Here is a 19614-nt window from a genome sequence, read left to right on the forward strand (position 1 = left end):
GCTTGCTCACCTCAATGGAAACTTTGATATGACGCACATCGCCGGGTCTCCGCTGGGTCGCCGCACCTTCCTGCGGAGTGCGGGCGTCACGCTCGCCTTGCCGTTCCTCGAGGCCATGCGGCCCGCCTTCGGGTCCGCCGCGAGGGCCGAGGGCGCGGAGGCCGCCGTACCGCGTCGGATGGTCTGCATCCAGACGAACCAGGGGATCATGCCGCAGTTCTTCTTCCCCGAGGCGGTCGGCCGCGACTTCGCCCCGAGCCCCTATCTGGAGAAGCTCTCGGCGCATCGCTCGCAGATTACGGTCTTCTCGGGCGTGAGCCTGCCGGGCGTGACGGGAGGGCACCAGGCGGAAAAATGCTTCATCACAGGCACCCCGCACCCGGAGCAGAACGGCTTCCACAATGAAATATCCCTTGATCAGTATGCCGCCGAGCAGATCGGCGACCGCACGCGGCACCCGTCGCTCGTGCTGGCGATGTCGACCGAGGGGAAGACGCTGAGCTACACCCGGAACGGCTCGCCGATCCCGGCCGAGACCAGCCCGAGGCGCTTGTTTCAGAGGCTCTTCGTGCAGGGGAAGCCGGAGGAGGTCGCGGCGACCGTCGATGCGTTGCGGCAAGGGCGGAGCATGATGGACTTCCTCCGCGGCGAGGCCTCGCGGCTCGATCGATCGCTGTCGAACGACGACCGCTCGCGGCTTGATCAGTACCTCAGCTCGGTCCGCGAGTTGGAGAAGCGGATGCAGGCGGCCGAGGCCTGGGAGCAGAAGCCCAAGCCGGCCGTCTCGGCGAAGCCGCCGGAAGACATCAACGAGGGCAACCGGTTCGTCGAGAAGACCGGGCACCTGTTCGACCTGATGAAGCTCGCGCTCGAGACCGACTCGACCCGGCTCATCTCACTCTTCATCGACACGACAGTCATCCACAACATCACCCACCACGGCGGCCGTCCCGAGGTCATCGCCGAGCTGCGCGGGCACGAGGAGCGGCAGTTCGCGGTCTTTAACCGTTTCCTGACCGCCCTCGCGACGGCGAGGGAAGGGGAGGCCAACCTGCTCGAACGCACGCAGGTGCTTTACGGCACCTGCATGGGAAGCGCGAATTCGCACAGCAACGTCAACCTCCCCGTCCTGCTCGCCGGAGGAGGCTTCAAGCACGGCCAGCACCTCGCCTTCGACACGAACAACAATCACAACCTGGCCACGCTCTACGTCTCGATGCTGCAACGCCTCGGCATCGAGGCCGGTTCCTTTGCGAGCGCGAAGACCACGATGCGCGGGCTCGAGATGGCCTGAGCGGCCGCTACGTGCCGCAGAAGGTGCGGTAGTTGGATTCGTCGGCCGGCGGCTCGCGATACTCGGCCAGCTCCGGGCGATCCTCATAGGGCGAGGCCAGCACGTCGAGGAGGCGTTGCATCACCGAGAGGTCGTCACGCGACTCGGCGGCGGCGAGGGCGGCCTCGACCCGGTGGTTGCGGGGGATGAAGGCCGGGTTGACGGAACGCATGAGGGCGGCGGCACCCTGGCTATCCTCGTGGCCGAGGCGCTCGCGCCAGCGGGTGTGCCAGGCCTGGAATTCGGGGGCCTGGTAGCGATCGTCGGCGGGCAACTCGGGCGAGGAGAGGTCTCGGAAGGTGTTGGTGAAGTCGGCCCGGGTCTTCTGCATCCAGTCGAGTAGGGAGCGGATCAGGTCGGCGTCCTCGGCCTCGTCGGTGCGGAGGCCCAGCTTCTTCCGCATGCCGGCGAGCCAGTAAGCGTCGAAGCGGTTGGGGAAGTCCTCGATCACTTCCGTCGCCAGCGCAATGGCCTTCTCCGAGTCGGGGTCGAAGAGGGAGAGCAGGGTCTCGGCCAGGCGAGCCAGGTTCCACTGGGTGATGGCGGGCTGGTTGTCGTAGGCGTAGCGACCGCCGTGGTCGATCGAGCTGAAGACGGTGGCCGGGTTGTAGGCGTTCATGAAGGCGCAGGGGCCGTAGTCGATCGTCTCGCCGGAGATCGCCACGTTGTCCGTATTCATGACGCCGTGGACGAACCCCACGTGCTGCCAGCGGGCGATCAACGCGGCCTGACGGTCGGCGACGCTGCGGAAGAACTCCAGGTATTTGCCGGGGCCATCGGCCAAGTCGGGGTAGTGTCGGGCGATCGCGTAGTCGGCGAGGGCCTGCAGGGTCGCCGCGCCGCGACGGACGGCGTACTCGAATGTGCCGACGCGGATGTGGCTGTCGGCGATGCGGGTCAGGATCGCCCCTTTCAGGATCCCGTCGCGATAGATCCGCTCGCCGGTGGTGACGACCGCGAGGCTCCTCGTTGTGGGGATGCCGAAGGCGGCCATCGCCTCGCTGATGATGTACTCGCGGAGCATCGGCCCGAGGGCGGCCTTACCGTCGCCTCGCCTGGAGAAGGGGGTCAGGCCCGACCCCTTGAACTGGATGTCGAGGAGTTGGCCGGAGGGCGTCCGATGCTCGCCCAGCAGGATCGCTCGACCATCGCCGAGGATCGTGAAGCCGCCGTACTGGTGCCCCGCGTACGCCTGGGCGATCGGCTGGGAGCCCTCCGGTAAGGCCTGGCCGGCGAAGAGGGCCGCGGCGGCCTCGGGCGAGAGGGCGTCGAGGTTCAGGCCCATCTCGGTCGCGAGCCGATGGTTCAGGATCGCGACGCGAGGCTCGGGGGCCTTCGCCGGTTGGGCCGGGGCGAAGAGGTCGTCCGGCAACCGCGTGTACGTATTATCGAACCGCCATCCGACGGTGTTCTCTTCCGCGACCGTCTCGGTCGGAGTGGGCATGCGTTTTCTCCAGCTCGGCGTTCAAGGTCGCTTGAATTATAGCGAACCGGATCCACCCAAACCCACCCGACGTTTCGATCGCACCTCCGGGAAGGGTGAAATGCAGCTCAAATCCTGGAAGCTTGACTTGATGAAATGAGGAAGCCCCTCGGCATGACGGCCGAAGGGCTTCCTCGATTTCAGGACAGTGCGACTCTCACACACTGGAGATCTGGACGACCGGCGCGTACTCGTCGTGGCGACGCCACCAGACGCCCGTCTCGTTGCGACCCTTCGGGGCGAGGTCGAGCCACTGGTACATATTCCAGAGGCCGTCGAGCCCGCGGGCATAGGCCGAGTAGGTGTGGTAGATGACGCCGTCCTCGAGGACGAACGCGCTCATGCCGGGGCGGTCGCGGGAGTAGGTCGGGGCATCGGTGCCGCAGGTGGCGGCGAACTCGACGACGGGCGCCGGGGCCGGGTCCAGGTCCATCGCGTGGCCGCCGCGTCGGTAGTTGTACTCGAGGCTCCCGTCGCGCTGCTCCGACTCGGTGAACGAGACGTTGAAGTCGAAGTTGAAGCCGCTGCCCGTCGACGACGCCCAGGGGAACGTCCAGCCCATCCGCTCTTTGTACGCCTGGAGCTTCGCGAGCGGAGCCCTCGAAACGGCCATGAGCGTGACGTCGTGGTTCGCCAGATGGACGACGACGCCGTCGAACGCGTCCGCGAGCGAGGAACAAGAGGGGCAGCCCGCCGTGTAATCGGGGCCGAACATGAAGTGGTAGATCAGGAGCTGCGAGCGCCCCCGGAAGAGGTCGGCCAGCGAGACGGTGCCCCGCTCGGTCTCGAAGCGATAGTCCTTGTCCACCCGGACCCAGGGGAGCGCCTGGCGTCGCCTGGCCAGCTCGTCGCTGCGCCTCGTCAGCTCCTTCTCGTCGCGGAGCAGCTCGAGCCGGGCGTTGAGCCAATCCTCTCGACTTGCGACTTCGTGCGGCACGGTTCAAACTCCATTCTGAAGTGAGGGGACGTGGATCGCATGAATTTTAGACGTGAAATCGTCAAGAAGAGTACGAAGATCATGCAGGAGGACAGCAGCCCCCATCGGAGGTACGTCGCCGCGGAGAACGACAGGGCGAAGCCGGTCCAGAGCGTCACGTACGCCGCCAGGCACGCGGGACACTTGGGGATCAGTGCGAACAAAGCGCCCGGTACGAGCCATGCGAGGCACTCCCGGAGCCTTCGCAGCCCCGACGATTTCCTGCGGTCGCTGGCGGCATCGCAGCACGTGCTCATCGCCGCGTCTCCTGCTTAGCGGGCCTTGGCTTCCGCCCCCTTGCGGATCCGCCCGAGCCAGTAGTCCCAGCCTTCGGAGAGGCCGTCGCGATGCTCGGGCTGGATCGCCCCCATCGCGCGATGGGTGAACAGGAGGCGCGTCCCGTTCCCCTCCGCCTTGAAGCGGTATTGCAGGTGGTTGGCCGACGGGTACGACATCATCAGCGGGCCGCAGATCTCGAGCAGCGTCGGCGGCTTAATGACCTGCACGTGCCCCCAGAGGTGCCCGGCGTTGTTCCCGAGGTCGCGGAACCAGCGCCCGCCCGGCCAGGCCTCGAGCTTCATCGGGAACGGCTTACCGTCGGGCATCTGCCCCTCGGGGCCGATCTCTTCCAGCATGGCCTCGAAGGCGATCTCGATCGGCGCGGCGATCTCGACCTCCTTGGAGATGGTGAAGCACTGGATTTCCTGCTCGACATCGCTGATCGGCATCGTCATTCCTCCCCTTCGGAGTTGTCCTGCCCCTCGGATCGCTCTCTCGCCTTGCGCTCGGCCCGCTCCTTGATGCGATCGAGCTGGTGATCCCAGAAGGGCTCGAAGTTCCGGACCCAGTCGTGTATGGCCTTCAAACTCTGTGCGTTCAACGTGTAGAGCCGCTGCTGGCCCGCCCCTCGCACGTTGACCAACCCCACCTCCCTGAGGACCTTGAGGTGCTTGGAGACCAGGGGCTGCGCCAGCCCGAGCGACGCGACCATGTCGTTCACCGGCCTCTCGCCCAGGGCGAGGAGGTCGAGTATCTGTCGCCGTCGCGGCTCGGCCACCGCATTGAACGCGTCGGAAGTCGTTGATGCTCGTGCCATGCGGGGATAATATACCGTAATGGGAATATTTCAAGGGAGGCCGTCAGGAATCGGGACGTTTCCTCGAACGTGGGCGATGCGATGGCGGACCGCAAACGCGACGTTAACCTGCATCGTGCAAAGGGAAACGAGATGGGCAGCGGGTGCGTTCGAGAATCGATTCGGAGGACAGATTTTGATGGGAGCGAGCCGGCGGGAAGATCGCACGGGCTAGGGGCTGACCCCGGCCGCACTCGCCGGCGGGCTCGTCGGGAGGGGTTGAGTGGGGTCGTGCAGGACGCGACTCAGGAGGATCAACTGGTCGTCGCGTTGCAGGGGGCCGGACTCGCCGCCGATCGGGTTGAGGTGCATCTCGTCGCCGCGCTGGATGCCGATCAGGAGGCAGGCCTTGCGGTCGCCACGATGCCTGGCGAAGAGGCCGCTCAACTCGACGAAGTCCTTGCCCAGAAGGTCCTCGGGGGCCGGGAACAGGAACATCTCGTTGGCGTCTCGGCCGACGGTCAAGAGCTCGTGATAGACCCGGGTCATCCCGTGAAAGAGGGCCGAGCGGGCGAGGAGCCTCAGGCCCAGGTCCTCGGAGGAGACGATCTCATCGGCGCCGGCTTTTTTGAGATGGAGGCGGTGGGAGGCCTCGCGGCATTCGGCGGAGATGTTGGGCTGGCTCCCCCCCCGGCAGAGGTCCCGGATGGAGATGCAGCAGAGGATCGACTTGCCGTCGGCGAACTTGCCCTCTCGCTCGTCGGTCAGGACCACGACCGAGTGGGCCGTGGGGACCTTGGCCCGCCGTAGGATCAAATCATCCGTCGGGTCGCCGTGGACGATGTAGACGTCGCTGAAGGCAGGATCTTCGCCCTCGCGGGGCAGTTGGATGTCCTCGGGGTCGTCGTGGATGATGACGACGGGGCGCCTTTCCTGAATGATCCGGGAGTGGACCTGGCGGATCAGCTCCAATCCGCGGGGGGCCCAGTTGCAGACGACCAGGTGGCCCTCCATCTCGAAGTTGGACACGTCGCGTCTCCGCAGGTAGCGTTCGATCAAGAGTGACGCCAGGCTCGCCGTGAAGAGGCCAGCCAGGCCGGTGCCCAGGAGGAGCAGGACGCTCATCACCAGGCGCCCGGCGGTCGTCATCGGGGACGTGGCGAGGCCGCTGAACAGCACCACCCAGACGCCCCAGAGCGAGTCCAGCCAGGTGGCGAAGTCCGGGTTGACCCGCCGCTCGGCGTAATAGAGGGCGATCGCCCCGACCTGCCAGCTCACGAAGAACGCCACGAAAGCCTGGCGGACCTGGTTTCGGTTCCATTTCGTGACGACCGAGAGGATCGCCTGTCGCCACTCCCGCGACCTCAACGCATCAAGGATGGCCCGTCGGCGACTGGTAGGAATGCCCTGGTCTCCGTCCACGGCGGCCGGCCCCCTCCCGCAGGCGACAGGCCGAGTTCGGTCGAGCTGGTTGCGGCCTTCCATCGCTCGTCGTCGCGACGGATCCGGCGAGGGGGAATCTTAACGATAGCACGTCGAGGGCCGGGGCGGATAATTCGCAGTCGACGATTCCTCGGCCGGGCTCGAGGGGAGGTCATTCGCGTGAGGCCGCGAGGAATTGTCTGGGCCGTTCATCTCATGATACCAGGGATATGGAGGGCACGCGCCTCGCCCGCGATTGCAGGCCCACGCCGGGACGTCGGCATGACGTTTGCGACCTCCACAATCCCCCATCACGCCCGCCCTTTGAAGGATTTCTACACGCCCGGAGGCCCCGATGGCCCAGGATCGCACCGCGACGAAGCCTCGCCCGACAGCTTCAGCCACTGCTACGACTGCAGCCTCAGCCGCCGCCAAGCCGACTTCCAAGGTTCATGACGGTATGGGCGCGATCTCTCACGACGGGGGGACGGCCTTCCGCGTCTGGGCCCCCCACGCCGAGAAGGTCTTCGTCGTCGGCTCGTTCAACGACTGGAACGAGACCGCGAACGCAATGTCGGCCGAGGATGGGGGCTACTGGTACGCCGACCTCGAGAAGGCCAAGATCGGCGACGAGTATCGCTACCTGATCCACAACGGCTCGAATAAGCTCTCGAGGATCGATCCATACGCCAAGGAGGTCACGAACTCCGTCGGCAACGGCATCATCCACGACCCCGAGTTCGACTGGGCGGACGATGACTTCACCATGCCGAGCTGGAACAAGCTCGTCGTCTACGAGCTCCACATCGGCACCTTCAATGACGACCCGGGCGGGGCACCCGGGACCTTCGCCGACGCCGAGAAGAAGCTGGGGCACCTGAAGTCGCTCGGCGTGAACGCCATCGAGATCATGCCCGCCGCCGAGTTCGCCGGCGACTTCTCCTGGGGTTACAACCCGGCGCACATCTTCGCTGTGGAGAGCTCCTACGGCGGGCCGAAGGCGTTCAAGCACTTCGTGAAGCAGGCCCACAAGCTCGGGATCGCGGTGATCCTCGACGTCGTCTACAACCACTTCGGCCCCGGCGACCTCCACATCTGGCAGTTCGACGGCTGGAGCGAGAACAACCTGGGCGGCATCTACTTCTATAACGATTGGCGCTGCGAGACCCCCTGGGGGAACAGCCGGCCCGACTACGGCCGAGGCGAGGTCCGCCAGTACATCCGCGACAACGCCATCATGTGGGTCGAGGACTTCCACGTCGACGGCCTCCGCTACGACATGACCCTCTACATCCGCCAGGTCCGCGCGGACGGCGACCCCGGCTGCGACCTGCCCGACGGGTGGGGCCTCGCCCAGTGGATCAACGGCGAGATCCGCGAACGGTTCCCGAACAAGATCACCATCGCCGAGGATCTGCAGAACAATAGCTGGATCACCAAGGACGTCGGAGCCGGCGGCGCCGGGTTCGGCTCGCAGTGGGACGCGGCGTTCGTCCACCCGGTCCGGGCCACGGTGATCGCGCCCGACGACTCGCACCGCAACATGTGGACGCTCCGCAACGCGATCACCCACGGCTACAACGGCGACGCTTTCCAGCGGGTCATCTACAGCGAGTCGCACGACGAGGTCGCCAACGGCAAGGCCCGCGTGACCTCGGAGGTGGACGCCGACTCGGCCGAGAACTATTACGCCAAGAAGCGGTCGACGCTCGCGGCGGCCCTGGTCTTCACGTCGCCGGGCATCCCCATGCTCTTCCAGGGGCAGGACTTCCTCGAATCCGGCTGGTTCCAGGACACCGTCCCGCTCGACTGGCAACTGACCAAGAAGCACAAGGGGATCGTCGGCCTCTACCGCGATCTCATCAGCCTCCGGCTCAACGACGCCGGGACCACGGCCGGGCTCAGCGGTCAGCACGTCAACGTTCACCACATCAACGACCTCGACAAGATGATCGCATTCCACCGCTGGGAAGAGGGTGGGGCCGGCGACGACGTCATCGTGGTCGCGAACTTCTCCGCGAAGTCGTTCGAGAACTACCGGATCGGCCTGCCGCAGCCGGGCAAGTGGGTGCTCCGCATGAACAGCGACTGGAAGGGGTACGCCCCCGATTTCCAGGACTTCGAGAGCTTCGACATGGAAGGGCACCCCGGCGATTACGACGGCTACCCTAACTATGGCGAATTCGCGATCGCCCCGTACAGTTTCCTGATCTTCTCGCAAGATAAGGAGTGAGAGTCGGCGGAGCCGAATCGATGCCCGAGGCGCTTCACCCGCGCCCCGGGCATCTTTTATTTCGAAGCCGAACGCCCGGATCGATCGCGATGGGATCGACACGGGCGTTCGGCTTTATCTGATGTCAGGGTTCGAAATGCAGAGGGCCACCCAGTCGGTGACGGGTGGCCCTTCGATGTTTCGCAGGGTCGAGACCACTCAGGAGCGGTCGGACCGCAGGGCCAGGCCGAGGACCAGCCCGAGCGAAATGCCGAGGCCGAAAGCGAGGGCAACGGACTGCGCCGGGTTCTCGCGGACCATCCCGCTCGCCTGACGGTAGCCCTCGCGGGCGCGGTCGGCGACGTCTTCGTACTGGTGCTGAAACTGAGCACCCGCTTGCTCAGCATACTCCCTGACATTGCCGGCGATGCCGCCCACCTTGTCGGCGACCGAGTCGGTCGCCTTCTTGGCCTGGGCGGCACCTTCGTCGATCGCGTCCTTCGCCTTGTCTTTCGGATCCGCCATGGTCTCAATCCTTCTCGCGTCGGGCGTCCGGGCAGGGGGTCATCCCGTGTCCAGGGCCGGGGTTATGTCCTGTTCAAGATCCACGAATGACCACGAAACGTTGTCGTTCAGGTCCTGTCTTTGATGTCCTGGCCGACTTCCTTGATCTTCTCGCCGGCCGTGTGAGCGGCGTCTTTCGCCTTCTCGCCGGCGGTGTGGGCGGCGTCCCGGGCCTTCTCGCCCGCAGTGTGGGCCGCGTCACTGGCCTTCGCGCCGGCGGTATGGGCGGCGTCCTTGGTCTTCTCGTAGGCCGTCTCTGCGAGTTCCTTGGCCTTGTGCGCCGCGTCTTCGAGGCCTTCCTTGATCTTGTCTGTGGTGTTCGACATGCGAAGTCTCCCGATCTATCAGGCGTGGATCCATTCCCGGATTCGATTTCTCGTGGCTGCAACGGTTGTAAAAGCAGATCACATGCCCGATTCGTGAATTCGCAGGTCAATCCTCAATCTGCGCAGACCGACGGCCCCTCCGCAAGGAGATCCACCAGGTTTCCGCGAAATTCAAGGGCCGAGGCATGGGGGCCGACGGGGGTTCGGATCATCCGACGAGGTCAGGCTTCAATCGACGTGCGTCGTCGAATTCTCAGGATAGTGCCGGCGTCTTCACAACCGGCCGATCGTCTCGGCATGCGGCGAACACGAGGATATGACATGCTCGCCGGTTGATACGATTCCCGCGATCGCGGGATGGCGTCGAGCCAAGCTTCAGCGGACGGGCGAGGTGCCGGGAGTGCCGGCGAGGCGGGCGCCGTACTGCTCGGCGAAGGCATAGATCTGCTTGCGGTCGAACTTGTCCGCCTCGGGATCCGCCCAGGGGAGGGAGGAGACCTCAGCCCAGGCGCGGTCGGCCGACCAGCCCTCGTGCCGCATCCGGTAGGCGGCCAGGGCCAGGCTCGTCCGATGGTGGCCGGCCACGCAGTGGAAGAAGATCGGGCGGAGGGCCTGCTCATTGAGGAGGTCGGACGCCTTGCGCATTTGCTCGATCGAAGGGCGCGAGCCGATCACCGGGACGATCATCCAGCGCACGCCGGTCTCCTGGACGACCGGGATCTGACCTAGGAACCGGTCGTCGGTCTCGCTGTAGGCGGTCAGCGTGACGATCGTCTTGATACCCTCGCGCTTGATGATCCGCCGGAGGGCTTCCGGGCGCTGGAAGGCACCGCGGACCAACTGACCGGGGGCCACGATCCTCACGCGTTTTTCGAACCAGTCGAACCAGTGCTCGACGACCACGCTCTGGGCCAGGCCCGCGAGCATCACGCCGAAGGTGGCCACGCCGAGCCCATATTCGCGGAACCAGGAGCGCAGCCGGCGTCGGGTCATCCCAACGCGGTCGTGGGGGGCTTCGCCGCGCGCAATGCTCTCGCCAGCCGACTCCATGTCTCTCGCTCCGGTCCTTTCTGTATGTCGAGGTCGTCGTGACTCAGGCCGAGGCGGCACCCAAGCTCGGGGCGTTGCCGCCGAGCACCCGGCCGAGCGACGTGATCCGACGCATCCTCAGGCCCAGCCCGACCATCAGGATCAGGGCGGCGAAGAACAGGTTGCCATACGCCTGCGAGCCTCGCAGGAAGGGGATCGCCAGGGCGAGCAGGAAGACGCTCGTCCCCATCCAGACCGCCAAGGCCGTCCGCTCCCGCGACTTCTCGGGCGCCTCGAGCACCATCGACAGGGCGATGGTCAGCGGGCAGATCAACCAGACGTAGAAGTAGTTGAACGAGAGGGGCGAGAAGAAGACGATCATGAGCAGCAGCATGCTCCCCTCGATCGCGTCCGTGCGATCGGTCCTCTTCGCCCGAGACGGCATCGTCCCGATGTAGAAGAGGCAGAGCAATGCGGCAACGCCCAGGATGACGGCGTTGACCCCCTTGAACCCGAGGTCCGCGACGTTCACGCGCCAGGTCCGGTCGGCCTCGCCGTCGGCAAGGACCGGGCGGAAGAGGCGATTGACGAGGGCCATCATCGACTGGTTCTTGTAGCTGTACGACCGGTCGGGACGCTGGGCGATGCTCCCCTGGTCATACTTCAGGACCATGCCTCGGGTCCAGGTCGCCATGTCGTCCCAGGCCCTAGCGGGGCCTCGGAAGCCGGCGGGGAGCACCAGGAGTAGGAACGTCAGGAAACCGACCATCGCGGCCGTGGCCTTCCACTGGCGGCGATAGACGAGATACCCGATCCCCATCACCGGGAAGGCCTTCACGGCGGCGGCCACGGCGACGAGTGCACCCGCCGCGACCGGGTGACGCAGCCGCAGGCAGGCCAGGGCCCCCAGCATCAGGGCCAGCAGGAAGAGGTTCGGCTGGCCGAGCAGGTACATATCCGAGACGAACGGGATCACGCAGAGCGACGGCACCAGATAGAGCAGGGGGTGCTGCCGCCAGGCATGCCCGGTCGCGAGGTAGACCGAGAGCAGGATGCAGGTGAGCCAGGCCGCCGTGTTCAGCACGATCAGGCCGAAGACGAACGGGACTTCACCCGCGAACGTCGCCATCGCAAGCATCGCCGCGCACGAGGGGGGATACATGAACGGGAAGGGGCGGTGATCCTTGGGATAGATGTCCTTCCCCTCGACCACCTTCCGACCCGTCTCGTACCAGAGCGGGTAGTCCTTGTTCTTCTTCCCCTTCAACACGTGCGAGGCCGGCGCGATCGAGAAGATGATCGCCAGGACGCCGAAGAGGGCGAAGATCTGCAGATACGTCTTCGGTTCGTAACGCTTCGGCTCGACCGGGCTTGGGGCCTGGGAACCCTCGGGATTATCGGAGCCGGATTGGATCGACTCGTCCTGGTGGACTCGCACCGCGCGACCGCTCATCCTTGCGTTCCCGGTCCGAGAGACATGGTCGGTTGCCATCGCGATGCCTCGATCCTTCGCGGATTCGCCGAGCTCCGGGAGCGTCCCTGCCCCGGTTCAACGGCCCTCGACGTCACTCGTTGACGGCCGAAACGGCTCTGCGCCGCCCCAGCGATCTCAAATTTGGGGATTTTCCGCAAGCGGAAAGCCCGGAGAGAGTTCGCGGCCGAGGTCCTTCTCGTCGCGAAGAGTCTCAGCCCACTGTATCGGCCGGGGCACGCCGGATAATCCAGATCTCGCGCATCGATTCTCCCAAAAAGCTTTTCCTGCTTGGGTTTCCAGCCAGGACGTACCCTCGGCGCGTCTCCCCTACAACGTATTTCTTCGTCGACTTTCGAATGTTAGGTGTCTTCGGAAGATATCGATTCCCGGATACGATTGTGTGGGTGCAGTGCATTCCTCTCGCCCCCTCTCCCATCACACCGGAATCCGGTCCCAAATCCCGTTGAGGTAGAATCATGCTGCGACGCAACTTGAGTCTCGCGGTGGTCGCCGCGTTGGCCCTGGTCCGAGGTTGGTCGACGCGCGCCGACGAGCCGAAGCCCGAACCCAAGGTCGCGATCGAGATCGACACGACCGAGGTCCCCGACCTCAAGGCCTGGGGCGAAGAGGCCAAGACGCTCGGCGAGGAGTGGTATCCCAAGATCGTCAAGGACCTCAAGACCGACGGCTACACCGCCCCCTCCAAGATCAAGATCGTCTTCAAGAACATGGAGGGGGTCGCGGGCACCTCAGGCGACATGATCGAGGTCAGCGCGAAGTGGGTCCGGGAGCATCCCGACGACTTTGGTATGGTGATCCACGAGCTGACGCACGTCGCGCAGTCGTATCCCAAGTACCGCCCCTCCTGGGTCGTCGAGGGGATCGCCGACTACGTCCGCTACTACCGCTATGAGCCCAAGTCCCCCCGCCGTGACTTCGACCCCCAGCGCTCGAGCTACCGCAACGGCTATCAGCCGGCCGCCGCCTTCCTCGTCTGGCTCGACGAGACCAAGCACAAGGGGATCATCGCCGAGCTGAATCAGGCCCTCCGCGACGGCACCTGCACCGAGAAGACCATCGAGGACCTCGCCGGCAAGCCGGTGAACCAGCTCTGGAAGGAGTTCCTCGAGGCCAAGAAGACGAAGGAAGTGAAGGTGCCCGCCGCCGCCGCTCCCTCCACCTCTCTCCCGCAAGGGGGAGGGGTCGGCTCGGCCAGCCCCCTGGGGGACATCGGCCTGGCCCCGACTTTTTCGCTGACCGACTCGTCGGGCAAGCCGTTTGCATTCAAGAACCTCCGCGGCAAGACGACGCTCGTCAGCTTCGTGTTCACGACCTGCACGGGGACCTGCCCGGCGACGACGCAGAACCTCTACCGGATCCAGGAGACGCTCAAGAAGTCCAACCTCTGGGGTGACAAGGTCGAGTTCGTGTCGATCAGCCTCGACCCGACACGCGACACGCCGGAAGTCCTGGCCAACTACGCCCGGATCTTCCGCGCCGACCTCGGAGCCTGGCATTTCTTGACCGGGACCCCTGGCGAAGTGAGCGAGGTCGTGAGAGCCTGGGGTATGTGGGCCAAAACCGGCCCGGGCGGGGCCCTCGATCATCCGTCGAGGATCTTCCTGGTCGATCCCCAGGGGCACGAGCGCGAGATTTACAGCCTCGAGCACCTCAAACCCGAGATGGTCTTGCAGGACGTGAAGACCCTACTTGCGGAGGCAACCTCATCTTGATATCTCCCCCCGGCCGGCCCACCCACTGCCTCAGACTCGAGGGGGCCATACGCCGAATCTTCGTCGTCTTGAATCCGGTCGCCGGCAGCTGCACGGCGGAGGATGTCCGGCAAGCCTTGCAGCGCCAATTCACCGACTCCGAGATCACCTGGGACATTTACGAGACGGCGAAAGGGGACTCCCTGGCCGACCTCGTGCGAGAGGCCGCCGGCAAGGGCTACGACCTGATCGTGGCGGCGGGGGGCGATGGCACCGTCTCCGCCGTGGCCAATGGCCTCGTCGGCACCGAGACACCGCTCGGCATCATCCCGCTCGGCACGGCGAACGTCCTGGCCCGAGAGCTCGGGATTCCCGTCGACCTCCTCGGGGCATGCGAGCTCCTGGGCGACCCCAAGTGCGTCGCCGAGATCGACGCCATGTGCGTCGAAGGTCACTGCTACTTCACGCAGGTCGGCGTCGGCATCGACTCGATGATGATCCGGGACACGAAGCGCGAGGACAAGCGTCGATACGGCCGGATCGCCTACCTCTGGACCGCCTCCACCCGCCTCATCGGCTTCCAGCCCCGCCGCTTCGAACTGGAAGTGGACGACAAGCGCATCCGCCAGCGGGCCTCTCAGGTCGTGATCGCCAACAGCGGCATCCTCGGCCAGCCCCCGTTCCGCTGGGGCCCGGACATCCATCCCGACGACGGGCTGCTCGACGTCTGCGTCGTCCGCGCCCGGAACCTCTGGAACTACTTCACGCTCGCCCTCCTCGTCATCGTGGGCCGCCACACGATGAGCACGAACACTCGATACTTGAAGGCGCAGAGACGCATCTCGATCGCTTCGGAACAACCGCTCCCCGTCCAGGCCGATGGCGAGATCATCGGCGAGACCCCGACCGTCGTCGAGGTCAAACCCCACGCCCTCCGCGTCCTCGTGCCCGAGCCGGATGTCGAGGTGGGCGCCCTCGAAACCCAGGCGAGTCAGGGGAGCTGACCGATGGAAATCACCTACCAGCTCGAACCGGGTCTCACCCCCGAAGAGTTCGTCGACCTGCTCGTACGCTCGACCCTGGCCGAACGCCGGCCCGTCGCCGAGCCCGAGCGGATTCGCAAGATGCTCGAGCACGCCGACGTCATCGTCACCGCGAGAGCTGGCGAGACCCTGGTGGGCGTCTCTCGGGCCCTGACCGACTACAGCTTCTGCACCTATCTCTCCGACCTGGCGGTCGACGAGGCCTATCAGAAGCAGGGGATCGGCAAGATCCTGATCCGGAAGACCCATGAGGCTGCTGGGCTTGATACCAAGCTGATCCTGCTCGCCGCCCCCAAGGCCCGGGAATACTATCCGAAGATCGGCATGCTCCCGCACGACTCCTGCTGGATCATCCCCGAGACGCACTGAGCCCTGTCGGATCCGAGAGCGAATGAGAAGGCCAAGGAATCCAGGGGTGTTCGCCCCGGATGCCTTGGCCTTTTGGCTTTGTCAGGTCATTCGGGCGTGCCGCCCGTCGCTCAGTGCGGGATCGTCACGACCGCCGGGCCGTGGATCAGGCTCGCCCAGGCGAAGACCGCCTCGCGGGTGAGCCGCATGGCGTGCTCCAAGCGATCGGGATGGCCCTCCTGGACTTCCTTCGAGGGCTCCGAGGCCGGGGTCGACGCCGTTGCGTCCGTTGTTGAGGCGACCTGGGCGGCCGGGGCCTCCAGCGGCAGGGGGTCGATCGTCGGCGTCTCGACGGCCTCGGCCGTCGCCACGACCTCCGCGGGCTCGTCGTGAGGCAAGGTCGCCAGGTCGGCCTTGAAGGCTCCGACCGTCTCGTTCATGACCAGGTTGAAGGTCGCGTCCGGATCGATCACGGCGACCTTTTCTTCATTGGCAGGTTCCGCGGCCTTGGCAGGTTTCGCGGGGGGTATGACTTCGACCGGAGGCGCCGCAGGCGCCTCGACGATCCGGACGACCGAGGGTTCGGTCGTGGCGGGGGTCATCTCTTTCGCAAACGCGGTCGCCATGTCCGACATGACCGCGTTGAACTGCTCGTCGGAGGGCATCGGGGCGGGCGTCTCGGCGGGGGTCGTCTCATCCATCAGGACGACATCCGTCTCAACCGGCGGTGTCGGCTCTTCCAGCCCAAGAAATCGGGCATCGACCCAGGATGCCGCAGCACCGCACCACCCGACAACGTCGTCAGGGTTCGGCAAGCTCATCCCCATGCCCGCAACTACGCCCATCAGGATCAATCGCAGCGCCATCGATCATTACTCCGCGCTTCGGCAAAAGTCTGTAGGCCATTGGCATAACGTCTCCTACTCGCGGCTCCTCACGCGGATCCCGGTGTCATGTCTCATGGGTGCACTCGCGTTACTGTTAAACAATATCGACCAGAGAAGCCTGGGTTTTTAGCGAGTTCGAAACAATTACATAAAATCGAGAATCCTGGAAATACAAATCGATCAAGCTAAATTCAACGGCAACCCTCTCACTCCTTCGGTGACCCAAGGATTTCACCCTCGCCCTAAAGACTCAGCTCCAGGCCACTTCGGGGAAAATCCGTTCCGATATTCCGACCCGGCGCAGTACCCTGGAAACAAGTGAGGGCTCCAGGCGAGGAGAGAGCATGAGCATGCGGGGCGCACATCATGAGTCGGTTCTCCGCCAACTCGGCCAGGTCTTCGAGGGAGGCAGTGCCTCGGGCCTGCCTGACGAGGAATTGCTCGCGCGATCATGCGGCCAGAATGACGAGGCGGCCTTCGAGACCCTCGTGCGCCGTCACGGCCCGATGATCTGGAGCCTCTGTCTGCGCCTGCTCCGCGACCCCCACGACGCCGAGGACGCCTTCCAGGCCACCTTCCTGATCCTCTTGAGGAAGGCGGGCACCCTCCGCGACCCCGGCGCCCTGGGCCCCTGGCTCTACGGCGTCGCCTACCGCGTCGCCCTGCGGGCCCGCGCCAATGCCGCCCGCCGCCGCGAGCGGGAACGCCTCGGGGCGAGAGCCGAGGCCCTGGCCGTTTCCGACGAGAGCGACGAGCAGGATCGCGCCCGCCTCGTCCTCGACGAGGAGATCCGGCGCCTGCCCCGCAAGTACCTCAAGCCGCTAGTCCTCTGCTACCTCCAGGGGCTCACGTACGAGGAGGCCGCGCGTCGCCTCAACTGGTCCCCCACGACCTTCAAGGGTCGGCTCTCCCGGGCCCGCGACCGCCTGCGAATCCAACTGACCCGCAGGGGCCTGGGCTCGACCTTGGGTCTGGTCGGGGTCAACTCGCTCTGGGAGCCCGCCTCCGTCGCGATCCCCTCGGCACTGGTGACTGCCACAACCCGCCTCATCCCTCACGCCTCGGCCATCGGCCTCGCCGCCGAGGTCAAGGTCTCGACGACGATCCTGACCCTGGTCGAAGGAGCCATCCAAGCCATGCGCCTCTCCCGACTCAAGGCCGCCTCGATCTCGCTGGCGCTCATCGTCACCACGACCCTGATCACGCTCGCCTATGCCTCGGCCCAGAACAGTCGCCAAGAGCCTGCCGCCGTCGTTCCGCCCCCGGCAGTCGCGAAGCAAGACGAATTCAAGGACCAGCCCAAGCCAGGCCAGCCGGGCCAAACCCTGAAGGTACGGGTCATCGACAAGAACACGGGCAAAGCGATACCGGGCGTCCTGCTAAACCTCGGCGGTGATGCGTCGCGACACGACGAGACGACGGATCCCTCTGGAAACTATGTGATCTTGTTCGCCAAGCCTAATCCAACTTCCTTCTGGATCCGGGCCAGCAAGGCTGGGTTCGTCCCGATCCTATTTCTCTGGGGAGATATGACCGATGCGCCCGAGCGAGCCCTCCCAGAGCCGTTGGAGATATCCCTGGAGCCCGGGACGAGAATCGGAGGCTTCATCCGCGACTCCGATGGCAAGCCAATAGGACAAGTCAAAGTCTATCCTTCGATATCAAGTGATTCAATCATCAATGGCGATTTGGTGCCGCGACCTGATCTCCAAGCCTTTCCTGTCGAGACAGACGTCGAGGGGCGATGGATTTGCGATTTTGCACCGGCGAAGTTCGACAGACTGTCCATCAGGCTCACTCACCCCGACTATGCCACCGAGGAATTGCAGAGCCGCCAGGCTCCGCCAACGACGGCCCTGAGGGATCTGAGCAGCGTGATGGTCATGACTCCTGGGTTGACCATCTCGGGCAGGGTGCTAGACCGCGAGAATCGGCCGATCCCCTTTGCGACCGTCAGCCAGGGAGATTATCTAAGTCGCAATCTACCTTCGATAAGTACCGACCGTCACGGCAATTTCTCCTTCTCGCATGTCACGCGTGGCGAACTCAAACTCCATGTGAATGCTTCTGGGCACGCTCGTGAACTCCGCAAGATCAAAGTGGTGGAGGACATGCCTCCAGTCGAGTTCCACCTCGAAAAGGGCCGCGCCATTCGGGGCCGCGTGCAAGATCAAGCCGGCAAGCCAATCCAGGGCGCGGAGATAAGGACCACGGCATTCCCGAGACCAATGAATTCGGATTTCAGGTCGCGAACCAAGACCGATGCCGAGGGCAGATATCTCCTCCCGAATGAGCCGACCGAGACTTTTACACTTTCCATTTACAAGTCAGGGTATTCTTTTGTTGATCTCCAGATGACTCCGGAGAGTCTCGATACTCTCGTGACTCTACGCCCCGAATTGAGGATCAAAGGTTCCGTCCTCGACTCCGAGACGAATCGGCCGATCCCATCATTCCGAATCATCATCGGCGATAACTCGAAGGGCGAGCCGACGCGTTGGCAGCGAGACCTTACCTATCATCGCGGCAACGGCCAATATGAGATCGCCTTCCCGAACCTCGAGGCTCAGGAGGTTCGCAGGCTCCTCATCGAGGCGGATGGATATCTGCCGGCCGAATCTCGCGAGTTCCTCAGTACCGATGGAACTCAAACCTATGATTTCAAGCTGACCCGGGGGAGTGTCCCCACGGATCCGAAACTCTCGGGAATCGTGAGATTCCCGGGCGGTAACCCCGTCGAGGGGGCGACCGTGACCCTGGCCACGAAGTTGCTGCCCGTCGATATCAAGGATGGACGGGACCTGCATCCCTACCGCCACCCAACTTTGAAAACAGGGCGCGATGGTACGTTTGCCTTCCCGCATCAGGCCGGGCCGGCGATCATCCTGGTCGAGCATGAGAAAGGCTATGCACGCCTTCCCCAGGAAGAGGTCCCGGAATCTCGCGTGATCGAACTCATCCCATGGAGCAGGGTCGAGGGCTCTCTGGCGATCGGCTCCAGGCCAGGGACCTATCAGAAGGTCCGCCTCGCCCACGGCCTGTTGGGAGTGCAAAACGATCCTCGAATCCGCGAGAGCGACAGCGAGACTGAGACGGATGCCTCCGGCCACTTCACCTTCGAGCGGGTCATGTCAGGCGTGACTCGAATGACTCGAATGACGGAAATCGGGCCAGGCAGGCAGGGCATGGGCCCTTGGGTCTCGTTCGAAGCCAAGCCCGGGAAGACTGAGAGGGTCAAGGTCGGAGGAACAGGGCGGCCAGTCGTTGGCCGCATCGTCAAGGTGGCCGGCTCTGACTTCAACGCCGGGACTCAGTCGGTCCCCAACAGCATTAACTTCGGACTCAAGACTCCCAGATTTAATGGCGAGATCCCCAAGGGATTGAGCCAGGAGAAGAAGGCCGAATGGGTCAAACATTGGCGGCAAACCCCAGAAGGCTGGGCATATACTCAAGACCTGAATCGAGCTTACTGCGTCAACTATCCCGTCAAGCTCGAGGCTGATGGCACATTCAAAATTGAAGACGTCATCCCCGGCGCTTATCGATGGATGGTCTATCACCATCAAATTAAAGCAACGCGTGTTCAATTCTGGTCAATGGCTCCTGATACGGTAGTCGTGCCCGAGATGGAGGGCGGACGTAGCGATCAGCCGCTTGATCTCGGTGAGTTGGAGTTGATTGCGAAGGCTCCCCCCATGATGCAGCAAGCGAAGTGACCGGTCGGCTTCGC

General features: G+C 64.5%; 18 protein-coding genes and 1 pseudogene. 8 read left to right on the top strand and 11 right to left on the bottom strand.

Translation table 11 applies throughout. From position 1 onward, the window contains the following. Window positions 1–28: 28 nt before the first annotated feature. Window positions 29–1294 carry a DUF1552 domain-containing protein gene (locus ACOYYX_RS36765; RefSeq protein ID WP_422927623.1) on the top strand — a complete coding sequence of 422 codons (1266 nt, stop codon included), beginning with the start codon at window positions 29–31 and terminating at the stop codon, window positions 1292–1294. A gap of 7 nt (window positions 1295–1301) precedes the next feature. On the opposite strand, the gene ACOYYX_RS36770 is transcribed toward ACOYYX_RS36765, so the two are convergent. Continuing rightward, window positions 1302–2777: a protein adenylyltransferase SelO gene (locus tag ACOYYX_RS36770; protein WP_422927624.1), complete on the bottom strand. Its 1476-nt coding sequence runs from the start codon at window positions 2775–2777 to the stop codon at window positions 1302–1304. 196 nt (window positions 2778–2973) lie between these two features. After that, window positions 2974–3753: a DUF899 domain-containing protein gene (locus ACOYYX_RS36775; RefSeq protein WP_422927625.1), complete on the bottom strand. Its 780-nt coding sequence runs from the start codon at window positions 3751–3753 to the stop codon at window positions 2974–2976. A gap of 39 nt (window positions 3754–3792) precedes the next feature. Between ACOYYX_RS36775 and ACOYYX_RS36780 the strand changes: the two genes are divergently transcribed. Further along, complete coding sequence (locus tag ACOYYX_RS36780) at window positions 3793–4068, top strand: hypothetical protein (protein WP_422927626.1); 276 nt, start codon at window positions 3793–3795, stop codon at window positions 4066–4068. Here ACOYYX_RS36780 and ACOYYX_RS36785 read toward each other — a convergent pair. The 3 genes from ACOYYX_RS36785 to ACOYYX_RS36795 form a co-directional block, all read right to left on the bottom strand. Beyond that, window positions 4065–4520: an SRPBCC family protein gene (locus ACOYYX_RS36785; protein WP_422927627.1), complete on the bottom strand. Its 456-nt coding sequence runs from the start codon at window positions 4518–4520 to the stop codon at window positions 4065–4067. The two genes, ACOYYX_RS36780 and ACOYYX_RS36785, sit on opposite strands and share 4 nt — an antisense overlap. Before the next feature lie 2 nt (window positions 4521–4522). Next, window positions 4523–4888 carry an ArsR/SmtB family transcription factor gene (locus ACOYYX_RS36790; protein ID WP_422927628.1) on the bottom strand — a complete coding sequence of 122 codons (366 nt, stop codon included), beginning with the start codon at window positions 4886–4888 and terminating at the stop codon, window positions 4523–4525. Window positions 4889–5098: 210 nt separating this feature from the next. Continuing rightward, a complete protein-coding gene (locus tag ACOYYX_RS36795; protein WP_422927629.1) occupies window positions 5099–6289 on the bottom strand; it encodes a potassium channel family protein in 1191 nt (396 codons plus the stop codon). A gap of 460 nt (window positions 6290–6749) precedes the next feature. On the opposite strand from ACOYYX_RS36795, the gene ACOYYX_RS36800 reads away from it, so the two are divergent. Further along, a complete protein-coding gene (locus ACOYYX_RS36800; protein ID WP_422927630.1) occupies window positions 6750–8522 on the top strand; it encodes an alpha-amylase family glycosyl hydrolase in 1773 nt (590 codons plus the stop codon). Between the two features lie 198 nt (window positions 8523–8720). Here ACOYYX_RS36800 and ACOYYX_RS36805 read toward each other — a convergent pair whose 3' ends face one another. From ACOYYX_RS36805 to ACOYYX_RS36820, 4 genes are all read right to left on the bottom strand, one after another. Next, window positions 8721–9026 (bottom strand): DUF883 family protein, encoded by a 306-nt coding sequence (locus ACOYYX_RS36805; protein ID WP_422927631.1) that lies wholly within the window; start codon window positions 9024–9026, stop codon window positions 8721–8723. A 107-nt stretch (window positions 9027–9133) separates the two neighbouring features. Beyond that, window positions 9134–9391: a Synuclein gene (locus tag ACOYYX_RS36810; protein WP_422927632.1), complete on the bottom strand. Its 258-nt coding sequence runs from the start codon at window positions 9389–9391 to the stop codon at window positions 9134–9136. A gap of 375 nt (window positions 9392–9766) precedes the next feature. Next, window positions 9767–10384 carry a protein-tyrosine phosphatase family protein gene (locus ACOYYX_RS36815; protein WP_422927633.1) on the bottom strand — a complete coding sequence of 206 codons (618 nt, stop codon included), beginning with the start codon at window positions 10382–10384 and terminating at the stop codon, window positions 9767–9769. A gap of 100 nt (window positions 10385–10484) precedes the next feature. After that, window positions 10485–11873 carry a glycosyltransferase 87 family protein gene (locus ACOYYX_RS36820; protein WP_422927634.1) on the bottom strand — a complete coding sequence of 463 codons (1389 nt, stop codon included), beginning with the start codon at window positions 11871–11873 and terminating at the stop codon, window positions 10485–10487. Between the two features lie 497 nt (window positions 11874–12370). Here ACOYYX_RS36820 and ACOYYX_RS36825 point away from each other — a divergent pair, with 497 nt between their 5' ends. The 3 genes from ACOYYX_RS36825 (at window position 12371) to ACOYYX_RS36835 (ending at window position 15018) form a co-directional block, all read left to right on the top strand. Next, a complete protein-coding gene (locus ACOYYX_RS36825; protein ID WP_422927635.1) occupies window positions 12371–13627 on the top strand; it encodes an SCO family protein in 1257 nt (418 codons plus the stop codon). Window positions 13628–13695: 68 nt separating this feature from the next. Continuing rightward, window positions 13696–14610 carry a diacylglycerol/lipid kinase family protein gene (locus ACOYYX_RS36830; RefSeq protein ID WP_422931713.1) on the top strand — a complete coding sequence of 305 codons (915 nt, stop codon included), beginning with the start codon at window positions 13696–13698 and terminating at the stop codon, window positions 14608–14610. A 3-nt stretch (window positions 14611–14613) separates the two neighbouring features. Further along, window positions 14614–15018, top strand: a complete 405-nt coding sequence (locus ACOYYX_RS36835) for a GNAT family N-acetyltransferase (protein ID WP_422927636.1) — start codon at window positions 14614–14616, stop codon at window positions 15016–15018. Window positions 15019–15128: 110 nt separating this feature from the next. On the opposite strand, the gene ACOYYX_RS36840 is transcribed toward ACOYYX_RS36835, so the two are convergent. After that, complete coding sequence (locus ACOYYX_RS36840; protein ID WP_422927637.1) at window positions 15129–15863, bottom strand: hypothetical protein; 735 nt, start codon at window positions 15861–15863, stop codon at window positions 15129–15131. A gap of 527 nt (window positions 15864–16390) precedes the next feature. Here ACOYYX_RS36840 and ACOYYX_RS36845 point away from each other — a divergent pair. Then, a pseudogene (locus ACOYYX_RS36845) lies at window positions 16391–16765 on the top strand (RNA polymerase sigma factor); the annotation flags it as partial. On the opposite strand, the gene ACOYYX_RS36850 reads toward ACOYYX_RS36845, so the two are convergent. Further along, on the bottom strand, window positions 16717–16923 hold the full coding sequence (locus ACOYYX_RS36850; RefSeq protein ID WP_422931723.1) for a hypothetical protein: 207 nt from the start codon (window positions 16921–16923) through the stop codon (window positions 16717–16719). The pseudogene ACOYYX_RS36845 and the gene ACOYYX_RS36850 overlap by 49 nt on opposite strands. A gap of 97 nt (window positions 16924–17020) precedes the next feature. On the opposite strand from ACOYYX_RS36850, the gene ACOYYX_RS36855 reads away from it, so the two are divergent. Then, window positions 17021–19600: a carboxypeptidase regulatory-like domain-containing protein gene (locus tag ACOYYX_RS36855; protein WP_422931714.1), complete on the top strand. Its 2580-nt coding sequence runs from the start codon at window positions 17021–17023 to the stop codon at window positions 19598–19600. The last annotated feature ends 14 nt before the right edge of the window (window positions 19601–19614 follow it).

Origin of the sequence: Singulisphaera chitinilytica (genome assembly GCF_049331405.1) — a bacterium.
Lineage (GTDB): Bacteria > Planctomycetota > Planctomycetia > Isosphaerales > Isosphaeraceae > PoT.

Coding starts and splice junctions, on each gene's coding strand:
- ACOYYX_RS36790 (WP_422927628.1), bottom strand. CDS start 4,888: ATGGCACGAGCATCAACGACTTCCGACGCGTTCAATGCGGTGGCCGAG.
- ACOYYX_RS36765 (WP_422927623.1), top strand. CDS start 29: ATGACGCACATCGCCGGGTCTCCGCTGGGTCGCCGCACCTTCCTGCGG.
- ACOYYX_RS36780 (WP_422927626.1), top strand. CDS start 3,793: ATGAATTTTAGACGTGAAATCGTCAAGAAGAGTACGAAGATCATGCAG.
- ACOYYX_RS36815 (WP_422927633.1), bottom strand. CDS start 10,384: ATGACCCGACGCCGGCTGCGCTCCTGGTTCCGCGAATATGGGCTCGGC.
- ACOYYX_RS36855 (WP_422931714.1), top strand. CDS start 17,021: ATGCGCCTCTCCCGACTCAAGGCCGCCTCGATCTCGCTGGCGCTCATC.
- ACOYYX_RS36800 (WP_422927630.1), top strand. CDS start 6,750: ATGGGCGCGATCTCTCACGACGGGGGGACGGCCTTCCGCGTCTGGGCC.
- ACOYYX_RS36805 (WP_422927631.1), bottom strand. CDS start 9,026: ATGGCGGATCCGAAAGACAAGGCGAAGGACGCGATCGACGAAGGTGCC.
- ACOYYX_RS36835 (WP_422927636.1), top strand. CDS start 14,614: ATGGAAATCACCTACCAGCTCGAACCGGGTCTCACCCCCGAAGAGTTC.
- ACOYYX_RS36785 (WP_422927627.1), bottom strand. CDS start 4,520: ATGCCGATCAGCGATGTCGAGCAGGAAATCCAGTGCTTCACCATCTCC.
- ACOYYX_RS36840 (WP_422927637.1), bottom strand. CDS start 15,863: ATGGCGCTGCGATTGATCCTGATGGGCGTAGTTGCGGGCATGGGGATG.
- ACOYYX_RS36770 (WP_422927624.1), bottom strand. CDS start 2,777: ATGCCCACTCCGACCGAGACGGTCGCGGAAGAGAACACCGTCGGATGG.
- ACOYYX_RS36825 (WP_422927635.1), top strand. CDS start 12,371: ATGCTGCGACGCAACTTGAGTCTCGCGGTGGTCGCCGCGTTGGCCCTG.
- ACOYYX_RS36810 (WP_422927632.1), bottom strand. CDS start 9,391: ATGTCGAACACCACAGACAAGATCAAGGAAGGCCTCGAAGACGCGGCG.
- ACOYYX_RS36820 (WP_422927634.1), bottom strand. CDS start 11,873: ATGAGCGGTCGCGCGGTGCGAGTCCACCAGGACGAGTCGATCCAATCC.